The following is a 15,691-nucleotide window of genomic DNA, read 5'->3' as shown; positions in this document are numbered from 1 at the left end:
TCATGAAACACCTTTTACTTTCACTAATATCCGCCCTACTACTTTCCATTGCATGGCCCACCTACGGCATTCCTTTTTTCTTATTTTTCGCCTTGGTTCCGCTCCTGATGATGGAACACGACCTGACCCTCTTCAGCAAAAACAAAAAAACCACATGGCGCGTGTTCGGACTGGCCTACCTTACCTTCACCGTATGGAATGCCGTTACCACCGGCTGGCTTTACGGCTCCCGAAACCCCGACGGCTCCCACTCCCTGATGGCCGTACTCTTTCCCGTACTCATCAATGCTTTGCTTTACACCGTTGTTTTCACCCTTTACCATTGGTACAAAAAAAAACAAGGCACATACTGGGGACTTGCTTTTTTGATCGCTCTATGGATGGCTTTTGAAAAATTCCATCTCGAATGGGAGTTCTCTTGGCCTTGGCTTAATTTAGGAAACGCCTTTGCCCAATACCCCAAACTCATCCAATGGTACGACACCTTTGGAGCGACAGGCGGAAGCCTTTGGGTGTTAAGCATTAATGTTTTCATCTTCTACACCCTTAGAATTTGGCAGGCAGGCAGACAACGAAAAGCCCTCATAAAAAACAGCCTCATCTTAGGCCTAGGAATTTTCCTTCCCATGGGGATTTCACTCATCCGTTACTCCCAATTTGACCACAAACCCACGGGAGAAATCAACGTCTTAATGCTACAGCCGGATTTGGATCCCTACCAGGAAAAATACCAAAAAGACAGTCTCCAAATCCTAAACGAACTGCTCCAATTAGCCGAACAAAACGCCACCGGAAACATTGATTTTTACATCGCTCCCGAAACAGCCATCCCCGGAAGAGGTTCGATTTCCGAAACAGGCTTGCAACAAAGTCTTTTAATCCAAGAAATCCAAAACTTCCTCGCCTCAAAAAAACACGCCGTTTTCCTTACCGGACTCTCTTCACATCGCCTTTTCACCCAAGAAGCAGACGCCCCGAAAAACGCCTATGCGATTGCCGAAAACCTTTGGGTGGAGAGTTATAATTCCGCCATCCAAATCAGTAGCTCAACCCGCCCCGAAGTCTATCACAAGGGCAAACTCGTCCCGGGCGTGGAAATCTTCCCCTATATGACCCTCCTAAAACCTTTACTGGGTGAGGCCATGCTGAATTTCGGAGGCACCATCGCCTCATTAGGCACCGACCAAGAAAGAAAAGTCTTCCGATCCCCCTACAACACAGCGAAAGCCGCTCCCGTGATTTGTTACGAAAGCATCTACGGAGAGTTCACCGCCGACTATGTGAAAAACGGAGCAAACTTCCTCGCCATTATGACCAACGACAGCTGGTGGGGCGTTTCCCAAGGCCATAAACAACTACTTGCCTATGCTCAATTACGAGCCATCGAAACCCGGAGGGAAATCGCACGAGCAGCCAACAGCGGCATATCCGCCCACATCAACGCCCTCGGCGAAATCGAAGCAGACACCTTCTATGGCGATCAAACCGCCCTCCCCGCCAAAATAAAACTCTACGAACAAAAAACCTTTTACGTGCGCGCCGGGGATCTTCTCTCGAGATTTTGTATCTTCGCGCTCGGGTTTCTGCTTTTTTACCCCTTGGTTAAAAAACTTCAAAAGAAAAATCTTTTCCGAAGCCATTGAAATTGGAAACCAACCCTTTAAAAAAAGGACCAAGTGAAATTTTATAGAGAAAAAAACGAAAAAGATTTGTCAAAATAAAAATTTCTTTATACTTTTGCACACTCAAATAATAAAGTTGTAAAAAGAACATCGAGATATGTCAAGAATTTGCCAAATAACAGGAAAGCGTGCAATGGTTGGTAACAACGTTTCTCACGCTAATAACAAAACGAAGCGTCGTTTTGAGATTAACTTATTAGAAAAGAAATTTTACCTTCCGGAGACAGACGAAAACATCACTTTGAAAGTATCTGCACACGGATTGAGAGTTATCAACAAAGTTGGTATCGAGGAAGCAGTAGAAAGAGCAAAAAGAAACGGATACATTAAATAATTAGGGAGTCATGGCAAAAAAAGGTAACAGAGTTCAGGTCATTTTGGAATGCACTGAGCACAAAGAAAGCGGTGCTGCAGGAATGAGCAGATACATCACGACAAAAAACAAAAAGAACACCACTGAAAGACTGGAACTAAAAAAATACAATCCGGTTCTTAAAAAGTACACCGTTCACAAAGAAATCAAGTAATAACACTTTATAAAACCAGTTTACAATGGCAAAGAAAGTAGTAGCATCCCTACAAACCGGTCAGTCAAAAAAAATGACCAAAGTTGTGAAAATGGTAAAATCCCCTAAAACAGGAGCTTACGTTTTTGAAGAAAAAGTAATGAACGCCGACGATGTCGATGCTTTCCTAAAAAAGTAATCGTCATCCCAAGTCATAAAATAGAACTACTCACCTCTGAGTAGTTTTTTTATTTTATATTTGTGAGCGGAACCGAAGACCACTGTCAAAATCAGCTAACCCTTATCATTATACTTATTTCAAAAATATGAGTTGGTTCAAAAAAATATTCAATAAAGAAGAAAAACAGAGCTTAGACCAAGGCCTCGAAAAATCCAGCCAAGGTTTTTTTGAAAAGATGACCAAAGCGGTCGTCGGTAAAAGCAAAGTGGATGAAGAAGTCTTAGACGACTTGGAGGAAATCCTCATTGCTTCGGACGTGGGCGCAGCAACCACCATCAAAATCATCGAACGAATCGAAAATCGCGTCGCAAGAGACAAATACCTGGGCACCGACGAATTGGACAAAATCCTAAGAGAGGAAATTGCCGCCTTGCTCCTGGAAAACCCTCACGCCGGCACCGGCAATATTGATTCAAGCAAAAAACCCTATGTCATTATGGTCGTAGGTGTTAATGGCGTGGGCAAAACCACCACCATCGGAAAATTAGCTCATCAATTCAAATCCGAAGGCAAAAAAGTAGTTTTAGGTGCAGCCGACACCTTCCGTGCTGCTGCCGTAGACCAACTCGTCATTTGGAGTGAACGCGTCGGCGTCCCCATCGTCAAGCAGAACATGGGATCCGACCCTGCCTCCGTCGCTTTCGACACCGTGCAAAGTGCCGTCGCCCAAGAAGCCGATGTAGTCATCATCGACACCGCCGGACGACTGCATAATAAAATCAACCTAATGAACGAACTCTCCAAAATAAAGCGAGTGATGCAGAAAGTCATTCCCGATGCGCCTCACGAAATCCTTTTGGTATTGGACGGCTCCACAGGTCAAAACGCTTTCGAACAAGCCAAGCAATTTACCGCAGCAACAGAGGTTAATGCCTTAGCCGTCACCAAACTGGATGGAACCGCCAAAGGCGGAGTGGTCATCGGCATATCCGATCAATTCCAAATCCCTGTAAAATACATCGGTGTGGGCGAAAAAATGACCGACCTCCAACGCTTTAACGGAGAAGAATTTGTCGATAGTTTTTTCAAAAAACGTTAATTTTCTCTTTTAAGAATTTTCAGAAAAAATTACATCATTCGACATCAATTGAAAATACCCCAAAACTTTGGCTTAATTTTGGACGTTGTAAAACCAAACAAATTAGTCTAACAAAAAAACAGAAATTATGGGTATTATTACTTGGATCATTTTCGGTCTTATCGCAGGAGCACTTGCTAAAATGATTATGCCGGGCAACCAAAGCATGGGTTGGTTGATGACTATTATTCTTGGAATCGTGGGAGCCTTTGTAGGAGGATTCGTTGGAAGTTTCCTAGGCTTAGGCACCGTGGACTCTTTCGATTTTGGAAGCATGGCCTTGGCGGTACTGGGAGCCATTATTGTTCTTTGGATTTATGGCGTCGCCACCAAAGGCAAGTAGTTTTTCTACCATTAAAAAACAAAAATCAGCAGAGTTTAAACTCTGCTGATTTTTTTATACCTCCGTCAAGAAGGTTTTCTTTAAAAAACCAATTTATACGGCGATTCCATTAAAATCCCTTTATTTTCATCCCAAGTTTTAACCTGACGGTAAATCTCGTATTGAGACGGGCTCAACTGGCTTTTCATCCATCGCGTAGAAAGCTCTTGCTCATCCATTTGCCCAAAAAACTCTTCAAAAATCCCCATACGCTCAGGATAGCTCCGTACATGGTATTTTTTGGATTTTGCAAGCGAAGCCGCATGCGCTATAGCATCATTCAAGGTGCCCAGTTCATCCACAAGCCCCAACGTTTTGGCTGCCGTTCCCGACCAAACCCTTCCGCCTCCAACAGCATCAATCTGATCAAACGTTTGCTGTCTGTTTTTGGCTACAAAATTCACGAAGCGTCTATAGGTGCCCTCTACACTTTTCTGCATCATCATTCGTCCACCGGGAGAAAGCCCCTGCAATAAAGAAATATAATTCGCATTCTCATTCGTCTGAACCACATCCGAACGTATCCCGTTGCGCTCCGCCAATTTTTTCGCATTGGGAATCATCCCAAATACCCCTATCGATCCGGTAAGCGTATTGGGCGAAGAATAAATTTTATCCGCCGCCATAGCAATATAATAACCTCCCGAAGCCGCATAATCCCCAAACGAAACCACCACCGGTTTTTTATTTTTCAACTGTTGAAGTTCAAAAAGAATCTCGTCCGAAGCATTAGCACTACCCCCAGGAGAATTTATCCGAAGAACCACCGCCTTAACCTCATCGTCCTGCTGAAGCTCTTTAATGTATTCCACATAACGCTCAGAAGAAATCCCCTCGTACTCGTTTCCGTCCTGTATCGTCCCCGAAGCATAAAGAACCGCTATCCGTTCGCCTTCCTCCTTATCCGATTCATAAGATTTTATATAGTTAAGAAACGATACTTTATGAAGTTCGTCCTCCGATTTCAATCCCAATTTCGTTTTCAACATCTTATCGTATTCGGATTTTTGAACCAGCTGATCCGTCAGTCTATACTTCAAGGTGTTTTCAGGAATTAATCCGTATAAACTATCCACAACCGTTTTAAACGCTCCCGCATCAATCTTACGAGAAACCGCTATTTTCGCCGATGCATTCCCCCAAAGATCACCCAAAAGTTTAGACAACTGCTCCTTGTTTTCTTCCGATATTTCATTCCTCAAAAAAGGTTCAACAGCCGCCTTAAATTTTCCATGCCGCAAAACCTCCATGCCTATACCATATTTCTCGGTAAAGTCTTTATAAAAAACCACTTCCGAAGACAATCCCTTAAGATCCACTCTGCCCGCAGGATTCAGATAATACTTATCCGCTACCGTTCCTAAATAATAACTGGACTGTGATACCATGTTACCATAAGCATAAACGAATTTTCCACTCTTTTTGAAATCCTCCAACGCCCTGCGTATGTCGTCAATCTGGGTAAATCCCGCATTAAGAAAATCAGCCTCTAGACTGATGCCTTTAATCTTATCGTCGGTTTTGGCTTGTTTGATGGCCTCAAGAATATCATAAAGCATAATATTTTGAGGGACATCCGAACTCAAAAAGGTTAATGATTCCCGATCCTCCGTGGGCGAATCCACAATTTGCACTTTTGATGTAAGTGTAAGAACGGTATTTTCCTTTAGCCTCACCTTCCCCGACCCCGATGCACTAGCCACCGCAATCACCATTACAAACATGAAGAAAAACACCCCACAAAGAATGAGTATGGCTACCATATTTGCCAGTACATACTTAAAAAAACTTTTCATAATTTTATCCCTGTCTAAATTTTATTTCCCCATATGTCGAACAATAATGTCGTTTTGTTACTCGGTTCTAACCTTGGTGATCCAAAAAAAAATCTACAAGAAGCCAAAAAACAAATCCAAAAACACATAGGCCCCATCCTAAAAGAAAGCCAAATACTAGAAACCCGCCCCGTAGAATTTGCGAGTTCTAATAATTTTCATAATTTTGCGCTTGTAACCAGTACCAGCCTGTCGCCTATGGCATTGTTAAAAACAATAAAAACAATCGAGTACGCGATGGGAAGGAAGCGGGATTCGGCCTCATTAGGAGGATATACCGATCGGTTGATTGATATTGATATTGTTCGGTATTCCGGTTTGGTGTATGCGAGCCCCACCCTGAAAATTCCACATCGCAAACATTGTTTCGAAAGGGAATTTTCAAAAATCTTACTTAAAGAATTAGATTAGAAAAACATAAAAATGAAATTAAGTTTACTGCTGTCGCTTTCTCTACCTATAGCGATATACGCACAGGACAGCGTCTCGGTACAGAAAGATCAGTATCCGAACACGTTTTCCTCATGGTCAAAAGACGTTAAACCTTTTGACAATAATGCGAGAAAATTTAACGACTGGGCAGTGTCCGTCGGAGGTGGAACAGCATTAATGCAGTCTGCCGATTTGGTATCTATTAATAAAGGAAGACCCATCGATTGGGGCTGGGTTGCTTACGTTAGTTTAGACAAACAAATCAATCATATCTTTGGACTCTCCCTGCAATACCAATCTGGGAAGAGCAACCAATCTGCCGTGGTAAACCCCAGCTGGGGAGTTGGTCAGGCATGGACTAAATTTCATCAAATCAACTTATTGGGAGACATTAACTTCTCTAATCTTTTGAGAAGAGTCGATAATTTCTCGCCTTATCGTTGGTCCGTTCATGGCTACGCGGGTATTGGCTTTATGGGGTATAACACGTACTTGACCGACGACACCCCTCTTAGACAAAGAGTCCCTCTTGAAGTAGATCAAAAACTGGATATCGCTTCATTTTTCTACCAAGGAGGTCTAGGATTGAAATATAAAGTTTCCCGCAGAGTGGACATTGAAGCCCGTGCCATGTACATGATTTCCGGAGACGACGAGTTCGACGGAGGCGGCTGGGAAAACGATATGATTCTCGGAACCTACAGAGAAACCGAATACCCTTATAATTTTGTCAAAAAAAACAATTCTGACAACTTGCTAACTGCAACTTTAGGGCTCTCTTTCAAACTAGGGAAACATCTTTCCCACTTACAGTGGCACGACCCTCTTCAGGAAGTGTACTACCAAATGGATGCGCTTGAATCCATGCCTAAGGATTATCTAGTTTGTAAAAAAGGAGATGCGGATAACGACGGGGTTTGCGACGATTGGGACAGACAATTAGATACCCCGGCAGGCGCAAGAGTGGATGGCGCAGGCGTTGCCCTTGATACGGATTTAGACGGAGTTATTGACTTGTACGACGAGTGCGTTACGGTTCCTGGCACGATTGAAAACAAAGGTTGCCCGGCTCCTGCTCCAGGTCCTGTGGTTACTTCAGTTTCTTCTATTGAAACCATCAACAAAGACTTTGAAGGAATCGAATTTGCTCTAAATAGCGACGTTATCCGACCACAATCTTTTGATAAGATGAATCATGCGGCTGAAATTATAAAATCGTTGGATAAAAACACCCAATATATTGTGGTGGGCGCAACGGATACCAGAGGATCTGCTGCCTACAATAAAAAATTGTCTCAGCGCAGAGCCGATGCCGTAGTCAAATACCTTACTGACCGCGGAGTAACGCCTGGTATGCTTATCGCTGAAGGGCGAGGAATGACGGATTTAAAATACCCTGAATGTGATCCTGCAACCAAGTGTCCCGAGTGGAAAAACGAAGCCAACCGAAGAGTCTTCTTCGAAGCCAAATAACTAGGGGCAAATAACAACTGATCATTTATTAAACTAAAATACAATTTTATGAAACTTAATTTCGCTAGCCTGGCTTTGGCTCTTACCATACCGGCCACTGCTATCGCTCAAAATGCGAACACGGGAGAGTACCCTAACACGTTCTCCTCCGGTTCGGCTAACGTGAGTCCTTTCACGCAAGAATCAAAGAGATTCAACGATTGGTCTCTTTCCTTCGGAGGAGGAGTACCTTTGGTTCAGTCGGCCGACCTTACGTCCATCAAAAACGGAAACGGCAAAAATCTTTTCGGTTACTCCGCTTATTTTAGTGTGGATAAGGCCATCACCCACGCTTTTGGCTTAAAACTTCAGTACGATAAAGGGGAAACAAGACAAGGAGCTTTCAATACAAAAACCGATAACACCACCACCGGAAATATAGCACTTGGCAAAGGGGTAGGTGCAAGAACCCAATACGATGCAATCTCCTTATTGGGAGACATCAATTTCTCCAACCTTTTCCGTAGAGTGGACAACAAATCGCCTTACCGTTGGGCAATCCATGGGTATGCCGGTATTGGAACATTGGCTTACAGAGCTTATGCCGAAGATGCAAGCGGTCAACACCTTATGACGGAGGTTAAGCCCTTTAAACTTAGCTCACTTTTCGGACAAACCGGAGCGGGACTTAAATATAAAATTTCCAGAAGAGTTGACGTGGAAGGGCGTCTAATGTACGTTGTTACTGGTGATGATTCTTTCGATGGCGGTGGCGAGCAATACAGCGCTATCAACCGGAGAGAAGATCAGGTTTCCGATAACTTCTTCAATGCAACCCTTGGTTTGACTTTGAAATTGGGTAAACACCAATCTCATTTGTTCTGGCATGATCCTCTTCAAGAGATTTATTACAAGCTGGATGTCATGGAGAACAACACGCCTGAATTTGAAGTTTGTAAGAAAGGAGATGCCGATAACGATGGCGTTTGTGACGATTGGGACAGACAGTTGGATACGCCGGCTGGTGCGAGAGTGGACGGTGCTGGTGTTGCTCTTGATACGGATTTGGATGGGGTGATTGACCTTTACGATAAGTGTGTTACCGTACCTGGTCCTGTAGAAAATAACGGCTGTCCGACCCATGCGCCTGTAATGAGCCAAGGCTTTGTTACAGACAATACCAAAACGTTGGAAGGCATCGAGTTTGATTTTGATTCTGATCGAATTCTTCCATCCAACACTCCTATTCTTAACAATGCAGTAAGCTATATCAACTCCTCTCCCGGTTCTTACAATATCATCGGAGGAACCGATACAAAAGGAAGTGATGCCTATAACCAAAAGCTATCCGAAAGAAGAGCTAACAGCGTTAAAAACTACTTGATTCAAAATGGAGTAGAAAGCGGAAGACTCAACGCAATCGGTAGAGGTAAAAAAGACCTTAAGTATCCGGAGTGTAACCCTGCCTCTAAATGCCCTGAGTGGAAAAACAGAGCAAACAGAAGGGTTTACTTCGAAGCTAAATAATTGAGAAATTAACTTTTCTTCAAACAAAAACCACGCTAAGCGTGGTTTTTTGTTTTTCACAATTCTTCTTTTTCCTTACTTTTACGAAATGAATCCCGTTTCCAAAAACTATCAAAAACTTAAGTACGATACCCTCAAGCACTTTTGGGGATACACAGCGTTTCGGGATTCCCAAGAGGCCATTATCGACAGTATTGTGAGCGGACACGACACCTTGGCTCTGCTGCCCACGGGAGGAGGCAAATCCTTATGCTACCAACTGCCTTCGTTAATAACGGAAGGAATGTGTTTGGTTGTTTCCCCCCTGATTGCCCTGATGAAAGACCAAGTTGATCAGTTGCAAGCCCGAGGAATTGAGGCCGAATACCTTTCTTCGGAATTGGAGGACTTCGAGGAAGACGAACTTCTAAACCGATGCAAAAATGGATTAGTCCAAATTCTTTACGTCTCGCCGGAGCGACTCAGCAATCCTAAATTTCTAAGCCTCGCCGAAGAGTTCGACTTATCCTTCATCGCTGTAGACGAAGCACACTGCATCTCCGAATGGGGACAAGATTTCCGCCCAAGCTATCAAAACATCAAAATCTTTAGAGCCAACTTCAAAGCTCTTCCTTGTTTAGCTTTAACGGCAACCGCTACCCCGATGGTCATCAAAGAAATCATCGAAAAATTAGGTTTAAAACAACCTCAATGTTTCCAAAAAAGCTACCGCCGAGAAAACCTCTCCCTGATTACCCATAAAGTTTCGGACAAACACCAGCTTATTCACGACCTATTGACCTACAATCCTGTTTCTGGAATCATCTACACCCGAACACGAAAAGACGCCGAGGAATTAAGCCGTTTTCTCAATGCCAAAGGGCATCAAAATGTCGATTTTTACCACGCCGGTCTTCCTTCGGCAGAAAAGCACCGCCGACAGAAACAATGGCAAAACTCCGATACCCGCATTTTGGTATCCACCAATGCCTTCGGAATGGGAATTGACAAAGATAACGTGCGCCTGGTGATTCACTATTCTCCTCCCTCTTCTTTGGAGCATTACTACCAGGAAATCGGCCGGGCCGGAAGAGACGGCCAAGAAAGTTACACGCACCTGCTATGGAACCCTCAGGAGCTCCAAAATTTTGACGATATCTTGGGAAATCAAATCCCCAGCAAAACCGAATACCTGAATATCATCCGCTACATTTATTCAAAATTCCAAGTTTGCGAAAACGAATTGCCTCAGGAGACTTTTCAACTCCATACAGAAAGCATTCGCCGTTTTACGCGGTGCTCCAATGCTAAGATAAAAAACGTTTTAGGTTTTTTGCATCATCAGGAAATCATCTACCTCAATAGTCAAAAAAGCTTATCCACCTTGGAACTCAAAATTCTTCCCGAGCAGCTGGATCTCCTTCCGTCCAAAGAGGCCTACTTCATCGAACTGCTTTTGAGAAACCTTGCCGGCATAAGCCAACAAAAAGCTCATTTCAGTGAAAACACTCTGGCTTCCAAGCTGGGAACCACCCCCGAAATCTTAAAAGAAAACCTCATCGGAGCGCATCAGAAAAACCACCTCCATTACATTGACGGAGCCCAAATGAGCCTCCGCTTCCTAAAAGAACGAAACGATAAATACATCGAAAACCGCTACTGGACTCTCTTTGAAAAAATACAACGCAATAAACTTCAGAAGTGGGAAGAAATGAAGTTTTTTCTCCGAGAGGAAGACTATTGTAAAATGAAACTCATTTTGGCTTATTTCGGCGAAAAAAACACGAAAAATTGCCAAAAATGCAGCACCTGCAAAAACAAAGCCCAGTCGGTTTTCGGGCCAAAACATTCCGTCTCTCAATCCATCGAAACGGTTTTGAAAAACGGACCGGCCACCATTGAACAAATCGCCCTCCAATTGAAATTCCACCGTAAAGAAATTCTGCTGGAAACCCTGATCGATCTATTGGACGAAGGCCGCGTAAAAATGCTTAATTTTCGCACTTATGCCTTGGCTTAATCGGCCTTATCCCTTTATCTTTGCACTATGAAACAGCTAAACATCGTTTTTTTCGGTACCCCCGAATTTGCCCGTTCCGTTCTAGAAGCCGTACACCACTCGCACCATCAGGTTGTCGGTGTGGTTACCGTTGCCGACAAAGCCAGTGGCAGAGGGCAAAAAATAACCCAATCCCCCGTGAAAATCTATGCCGAGGAGCAAGGACTCCCCGTCTTTCAGCCCGATAAATTAAGAGATCCCGAATTTTTGGATGCCATGCGAAAACTCGAGGCCGACATCTTCGTTGTTGTCGCTTTCAGGATGATGCCGCAAGTGCTTTTCAATCTGCCGCCCATGGGTACTTTCAACCTCCACGCTTCTCTCCTTCCCGATTACAGAGGCGCCGCCCCTATTAATTTCGCATTAATTAACGGCGAAAAACAAACCGGCGTAACCACCTTTTTCATCAACGAAAAAATCGACGAAGGCCACCTCCTTTTGCAAAAGACCACAGCCATCTCCCCCGAAGACAATGCCGGAACCCTTCACGATAAACTAATGGCAATCGGCGCCCAACTGGTAGTAGAAACCCTAAACGCACTGGCCGAAAACCGCATTGAACCCACTCCACAGCCCGTAGTAGAAAATCCCAAAAACGCCTTCAAAATTTTCAAAGAAGACACTCTAATAAATTGGGAACAAAATTCGGAGGTCGTTCATAATTTCATTCGAGGAATGTCCCCTTACCCTTGTGCTTTTACCGTGATGGAAATCGACGGAGAAGAAAAATCCTTGAAATTATTTTCTGGCCGCTTCCAATTAACTGAACACAACCACCCCTGCGGAAGCGTGGACATCTCCAAAACCCATTTCAGAATCTACACCCAAGACGGTTTTTACGAACCTTTGGAATTGCAACTTCAAGGCAAAAAGAAAATGCCTCTGAAAGATTTCCTCAACGGATTCCGAAATTTCGACCACATCCGCCTGAAAAAATAAAAACCAACGCCCGACGAACTTCATCATCGGGCGTTTTTAAAATCATCTCCTCTTCTCTCCTATTTATCAATAGTCTTATCATTCATCTCCCCTCTTAAACTTCGGGAAAACCAATCGGCAAAATTCCCACTGTATTTGGGATTGCCAATCAAATGCATGGCTTTGGTAATCGCGCTTTCCGCTGTCATATCCCTACCGCTAATCGCCCCTATCCGGGTAAAAACATTACTATTCTCGTATTTACCAAACGAAATTCCTCCCGAAATGCACTGGCTCACCACCACGATTTCCGTACCGTTGCGGCGCAGAGCCCGAAGCAGCTCCACCGTTTTCTCGGAATTAAAAATCGTTCCCGAACCAAAAACCTGCAAAATAAGCACCTTAACTTTAGGAAGTTCGCTAAAGTAATCCAACGTCATCCCCGGAAAAATACGCCAAAAAAGCACGTCTTGGGAAAGATGCATATCAACAGTAAAAGCTTCGTCTTTTTCCGCTCGGTACAGCACCTCCCTATCCACATTCAGATGCACACCGCTTTGCCCCAAAATAGGATAGTTGGGACTTCGGTAAGCATCAAAATACTCGGCCGAATATTTCAACGTACGGTTCCCACGAAGCAGTTTGTATTCAAAATAAACCGCAACCTCCTGAACAACCGCTTCCTCCCGTTCGTATAAACTGGCATAATATAAACTCGTCAGCAAGTTCTCCTTGGCATCCGTCCGCAAATCACCGATAGGAAGCTGAGAACCGGTAAGAATCACCGGTTTACGAAGCCCTCTAAGCATAAAACTGAGCGCCGAAGCCGTATAAGCCATCGTATCGGTGCCATGAAGAATCAAAAAACCGTCGTAAGCCTCATAATTCTCGGCAATGCACGCCGCAATAATCTGCCACTGTTCCGGCCCCATATCCGAGGAATCCAAAGGTTTTTCAAACGGAGAAACCGTAACCTCACATTCCAAAAGCCTCATCTCCGGTATCTTGCTGAAAATCGCCTCGAAATTGAAAGGCGTTAAACTTCCCGTCTCATAATTCTTCTCCATTCCGATGGTTCCGCCGGTATAGATAAGAAGGACTTTTCTTTTCATATTGTTGTTCTATCTGTTTAGGGTACGTTTTAAGCCGATTTTGCATCCGCCGAGAAAAACAACCCGTTGTTATCATTATCTCTCAAAAACCACATGAGGTAAAAGTTTGGGACGTTCCGCCTCATTGGCCACTTTCCAGCTGGTACGGTACATCCACTCGGTCATTTTATGCAATTTTTTAAAATTAATGTTTTCCGACTCATCCTGAGGCTGATGGTATTGGTGATGCAATACACTGGTGAAAAAAACCGCCGGAATTCCCAACTTAGCATAAGGCACATGATCGCTACGGAAATAAAAATACTCCGGATGCTCCGGTAAATCCCAGTCTCTCAAAAAACGAAATTTCGGCCCCTCCGCATTGGCTTCTTCCGCCATCCGAACCAAATCGTCCGAATTCTTGTGCGGAGTATTCCCTCCCAACAGTGCCGCTTCGTCGTTGGCATTACGCCCTATCATATCGCCGTTAAGTACCGCAACAATACTTTCCCGAGGCACCACAGGATGAGCCGCATGCCATCTCGATCCCAATAAGCCTCTTTCTTCCGCCCCATGAAATACGAATAAAATACTGCGTTTTGAAGGCTGCTGTTTATAAGCCCTCGCCATAGCCAACATCGCCACGCAAGTGCTCGCATTGTCATCCGCACCATTGTAAATCGTATCGTTTTTCACCGGATGCCGAATGCCGTCATGATCCTGATGCCCACTGATTAAAACATACTCCTGCTTTAACTTCGGATCCGTCCCTTCAATCTTGCCAATCACATTCACCGAAGGGTATTTGTAGGTTTCCACCATCAGTCGAAAATCAATGGACGAACCGTCTTTAATCCAATTTTCATTCGAACGTTTAATCCAAAAAATAGGAAGCCCCTCAGAGACGGTTTCCCGAAGCCCCTCTACTCCATACTGCCCGCGAGTCATCGGAGGAACCACTTCCTCCCAACTCTTATCCGATATTTCATCCGTAATGAAAATAATTCCCTTCACTCCAGCTTCCTCTGCCGCCTTATAATATTTTTGACGAATAAACCCCGGATACCGCCGCTCAAAAAGGGTCATTTCCCTCGACACCCCCTGATCGGAAACGTTAATTGCAACGACTTTTCCACGCAAATCCAATCGGGACAACGCCGAAGGCTCCACCTTGCCCACTTTCGCAATAACCCCTTTGTACTCTGCTTCAACCACGTCGGCCACCAAAACATCAGCCCATAATTTCAGCGGCTTTTGCCCGATGGAAATTCGACTCTGAGGAGCCACGCGATGCCTATACATATCAAAAAACTGAAAAAACGTACCATGCTCCCCCGCAGGCTTCATACCGGCCTGCGCAGCCTTATCCGCCAACCAAACCGACACCTTAAGCTCATCCAAAGTCCCGGCTTCCCGCCCCCAAAACTGATCGGCCGCCATCTGATACATATCCGTACGCAAATCCTTCTCCTTAATCGCCGACACCAAAGGCTTCTTATAAGACTGAGCCGACACCACCTGCGTCAGAAAAAACAAAAATCCAAAAAATAACGCTTTTCTCATCCTTAATCAAATCTAAGTCTAAATTCTTAAAGCTACGAAGATAATGATTTATCCCAAGCGCATCAATCCATTTTTTCCTCCTCTCTCTCCTACTCAGTGTAGCCATTACGATAGAAATAAAAAAAATTCCGAGCATGATTTTTATTTCCCCCTCAATCCATCCCATTTTACACCGTTTAAATCCAAACAATTGTTTAACACCCTTCAAAAACAAAAAGAAAAACCATTTTTTAAAAATAATTTATGCCAAAGTAAAATAAATTAAAAAATTCACACACAAAAACACCATTTGATATATATCACACATAAATAAAAGCAAAAAAGCAAGTAAAAACAAAACAGATATGTAATTTTGCAGAGTTAAATTTAATTCTAAACCAAGAACTATGAAAAAGACATTTCTGACAAAAGGATTAGCCGTTTTAACTCTTCTTTTTTCCACTTTGTTTTTCGGTCAAAACATTACCGGAAAATCGGCCAAAATTACCGTGGACGGAACTTCACCACTTCATAATTGGACGATGACGTCATCCTCGGCTACTTTTTCGGGATCGGTCAGCGGAAGCACCATAAGCAACGTAAAATTCTCCATGCCGGCCAAAAACCTAAAAAGCACCAAAGGAAAAATGATGGACAACAAAGCCTATGGCGCATTGAAAGCCGATAAAAATCCTAATATTTCTTTCTCGGCCAGTTCGCTTTCCGTAGGTAAAAGCAATCTTACCGGAAAACTCACCATTGCAGGAGTTACCAAAACCATAACCCTCCCGGTAACCGTAACCCAAAACGCTAATACCTACACCATCAGCGGAACCCAAAGCCTGAAAATGTCCGACTTCGGGATGGAAACACCCGGATTTATGGGGGTACGCACCGGCGATGCCGTTACCGTGAAAATTAACATTGTTGCAAACTAATTTTTTTTATTATCTCTTATTTTATAAAA

At 43.8% G+C, this 15,691-nt stretch carries 16 protein-coding genes; 12 read left to right on the top strand and 4 right to left on the bottom strand.

The window, feature by feature from the left end:
* The first annotated feature begins 2 nt into the window (after positions 1–2).
* From lnt to VQ048_RS00330, 6 genes are all read left to right on the top strand, one after another.
* Complete coding sequence (lnt, locus tag VQ048_RS00355; RefSeq protein ID WP_327609702.1) at positions 3–1,643, top strand: apolipoprotein N-acyltransferase; 1,641 nt, start codon at positions 3–5, stop codon at positions 1,641–1,643.
* Positions 1,644–1,779: 136 nt separating this feature from the next.
* On the top strand, positions 1,780–2,016 hold the full coding sequence (gene rpmB / locus VQ048_RS00350) for a 50S ribosomal protein L28 (protein WP_327609701.1): 237 nt from the start codon (positions 1,780–1,782) through the stop codon (positions 2,014–2,016).
* Between the two features lie 10 nt (positions 2,017–2,026).
* Positions 2,027–2,209 carry a 50S ribosomal protein L33 gene (gene rpmG / locus VQ048_RS00345; RefSeq protein ID WP_327609700.1) on the top strand — a complete coding sequence of 61 codons (183 nt, stop codon included), beginning with the start codon at positions 2,027–2,029 and terminating at the stop codon, positions 2,207–2,209.
* A 25-nt stretch (positions 2,210–2,234) separates the two neighbouring features.
* Positions 2,235–2,387, top strand: coding sequence for a DUF4295 domain-containing protein (locus tag VQ048_RS00340; protein WP_327609699.1), 153 nt, complete (start codon positions 2,235–2,237; stop codon positions 2,385–2,387).
* A gap of 127 nt (positions 2,388–2,514) precedes the next feature.
* Positions 2,515–3,468 (top strand): signal recognition particle-docking protein FtsY, encoded by a 954-nt coding sequence (gene ftsY, locus VQ048_RS00335; RefSeq protein ID WP_327609698.1) that lies wholly within the window; start codon positions 2,515–2,517, stop codon positions 3,466–3,468.
* Between the two features lie 127 nt (positions 3,469–3,595).
* Positions 3,596–3,850 (top strand): GlsB/YeaQ/YmgE family stress response membrane protein, encoded by a 255-nt coding sequence (locus VQ048_RS00330; RefSeq protein ID WP_327609697.1) that lies wholly within the window; start codon positions 3,596–3,598, stop codon positions 3,848–3,850.
* 80 nt (positions 3,851–3,930) lie between these two features.
* Here the strand turns inward: VQ048_RS00330 and sppA are convergent, their stop codons facing one another.
* A complete protein-coding gene (gene sppA, locus VQ048_RS00325; protein ID WP_327609696.1) occupies positions 3,931–5,685 on the bottom strand; it encodes a signal peptide peptidase SppA in 1,755 nt (584 codons plus the stop codon).
* A 33-nt stretch (positions 5,686–5,718) separates the two neighbouring features.
* Here sppA and folK point away from each other — a divergent pair, with 33 nt between their 5' ends.
* From folK to fmt, 5 genes are all read left to right on the top strand, one after another.
* Entirely contained in the window at positions 5,719–6,135 is a 417-nt protein-coding gene (gene folK, locus VQ048_RS00320) for a 2-amino-4-hydroxy-6-hydroxymethyldihydropteridine diphosphokinase (protein ID WP_327609695.1), read from the top strand.
* A gap of 12 nt (positions 6,136–6,147) precedes the next feature.
* Positions 6,148–7,629 carry an OmpA family protein gene (locus VQ048_RS00315; protein ID WP_327609694.1) on the top strand — a complete coding sequence of 494 codons (1,482 nt, stop codon included), beginning with the start codon at positions 6,148–6,150 and terminating at the stop codon, positions 7,627–7,629.
* 48 nt (positions 7,630–7,677) lie between these two features.
* Positions 7,678–9,135, top strand: coding sequence for an OmpA family protein (locus VQ048_RS00310; protein ID WP_327609693.1), 1,458 nt, complete (start codon positions 7,678–7,680; stop codon positions 9,133–9,135).
* A gap of 88 nt (positions 9,136–9,223) precedes the next feature.
* Positions 9,224–11,134 carry a RecQ family ATP-dependent DNA helicase gene (locus tag VQ048_RS00305; protein WP_327609692.1) on the top strand — a complete coding sequence of 637 codons (1,911 nt, stop codon included), beginning with the start codon at positions 9,224–9,226 and terminating at the stop codon, positions 11,132–11,134.
* Between the two features lie 27 nt (positions 11,135–11,161).
* On the top strand, positions 11,162–12,112 hold the full coding sequence (gene fmt / locus VQ048_RS00300; RefSeq protein WP_327609691.1) for a methionyl-tRNA formyltransferase: 951 nt from the start codon (positions 11,162–11,164) through the stop codon (positions 12,110–12,112).
* A gap of 59 nt (positions 12,113–12,171) precedes the next feature.
* Here fmt and VQ048_RS00295 read toward each other — a convergent pair whose 3' ends face one another.
* The 3 genes from VQ048_RS00295 to VQ048_RS00285 all read right to left on the bottom strand — a co-directional run bounded on the left by VQ048_RS00295 (position 12,172) and on the right by VQ048_RS00285 (position 14,911).
* Positions 12,172–13,203, bottom strand: coding sequence for an asparaginase (locus tag VQ048_RS00295; RefSeq protein ID WP_327609690.1), 1,032 nt, complete (start codon positions 13,201–13,203; stop codon positions 12,172–12,174).
* A 75-nt stretch (positions 13,204–13,278) separates the two neighbouring features.
* Positions 13,279–14,745: a M28 family metallopeptidase gene (locus VQ048_RS00290; RefSeq protein WP_327609689.1), complete on the bottom strand. Its 1,467-nt coding sequence runs from the start codon at positions 14,743–14,745 to the stop codon at positions 13,279–13,281.
* Positions 14,678–14,911 carry a hypothetical protein gene (locus VQ048_RS00285; protein WP_327609688.1) on the bottom strand — a complete coding sequence of 78 codons (234 nt, stop codon included), beginning with the start codon at positions 14,909–14,911 and terminating at the stop codon, positions 14,678–14,680. The genes VQ048_RS00290 and VQ048_RS00285 overlap by 68 nt, the downstream gene beginning before the upstream one ends.
* Positions 14,912–15,131: 220 nt before the next feature.
* Here VQ048_RS00285 and VQ048_RS00280 point away from each other — a divergent pair, with 220 nt between their 5' ends.
* Positions 15,132–15,662, top strand: coding sequence for a YceI family protein (locus VQ048_RS00280; RefSeq protein ID WP_327609687.1), 531 nt, complete (start codon positions 15,132–15,134; stop codon positions 15,660–15,662).
* The last annotated feature ends 29 nt before the right edge of the window (positions 15,663–15,691 follow it).

It is taken from the genome of Bergeyella anatis (assembly GCF_036016955.1).
GTDB lineage: Bacteria > Bacteroidota > Bacteroidia > Flavobacteriales > Weeksellaceae > JAYWXI01.
This window is presented reverse-complemented; position numbering and strand designations above follow the sequence as displayed.

What these genes read in the sequence shown, in the direction of transcription:
- ftsY (WP_327609698.1), top strand. Translation starts at nt 2,515, where the DNA reads ATGAGTTGGTTCAAAAAAATATTCAATAAAGAAGAAAAACAGAGCTTA.
- sppA (WP_327609696.1), bottom strand. Translation starts at nt 5,685, where the DNA reads ATGAAAAGTTTTTTTAAGTATGTACTGGCAAATATGGTAGCCATACTC.
- lnt (WP_327609702.1), top strand. Translation starts at nt 3, where the DNA reads ATGAAACACCTTTTACTTTCACTAATATCCGCCCTACTACTTTCCATT.
- VQ048_RS00315 (WP_327609694.1), top strand. Translation starts at nt 6,148, where the DNA reads ATGAAATTAAGTTTACTGCTGTCGCTTTCTCTACCTATAGCGATATAC.
- folK (WP_327609695.1), top strand. Translation starts at nt 5,719, where the DNA reads ATGTCGAACAATAATGTCGTTTTGTTACTCGGTTCTAACCTTGGTGAT.
- VQ048_RS00310 (WP_327609693.1), top strand. Translation starts at nt 7,678, where the DNA reads ATGAAACTTAATTTCGCTAGCCTGGCTTTGGCTCTTACCATACCGGCC.
- rpmB (WP_327609701.1), top strand. Translation starts at nt 1,780, where the DNA reads ATGTCAAGAATTTGCCAAATAACAGGAAAGCGTGCAATGGTTGGTAAC.
- VQ048_RS00340 (WP_327609699.1), top strand. Translation starts at nt 2,235, where the DNA reads ATGGCAAAGAAAGTAGTAGCATCCCTACAAACCGGTCAGTCAAAAAAA.
- VQ048_RS00295 (WP_327609690.1), bottom strand. Translation starts at nt 13,203, where the DNA reads ATGAAAAGAAAAGTCCTTCTTATCTATACCGGCGGAACCATCGGAATG.
- VQ048_RS00280 (WP_327609687.1), top strand. Translation starts at nt 15,132, where the DNA reads ATGAAAAAGACATTTCTGACAAAAGGATTAGCCGTTTTAACTCTTCTT.
- rpmG (WP_327609700.1), top strand. Translation starts at nt 2,027, where the DNA reads ATGGCAAAAAAAGGTAACAGAGTTCAGGTCATTTTGGAATGCACTGAG.
- VQ048_RS00285 (WP_327609688.1), bottom strand. Translation starts at nt 14,911, where the DNA reads ATGGGATGGATTGAGGGGGAAATAAAAATCATGCTCGGAATTTTTTTT.
- VQ048_RS00290 (WP_327609689.1), bottom strand. Translation starts at nt 14,745, where the DNA reads ATGAGAAAAGCGTTATTTTTTGGATTTTTGTTTTTTCTGACGCAGGTG.
- VQ048_RS00330 (WP_327609697.1), top strand. Translation starts at nt 3,596, where the DNA reads ATGGGTATTATTACTTGGATCATTTTCGGTCTTATCGCAGGAGCACTT.
- fmt (WP_327609691.1), top strand. Translation starts at nt 11,162, where the DNA reads ATGAAACAGCTAAACATCGTTTTTTTCGGTACCCCCGAATTTGCCCGT.
- VQ048_RS00305 (WP_327609692.1), top strand. Translation starts at nt 9,224, where the DNA reads ATGAATCCCGTTTCCAAAAACTATCAAAAACTTAAGTACGATACCCTC.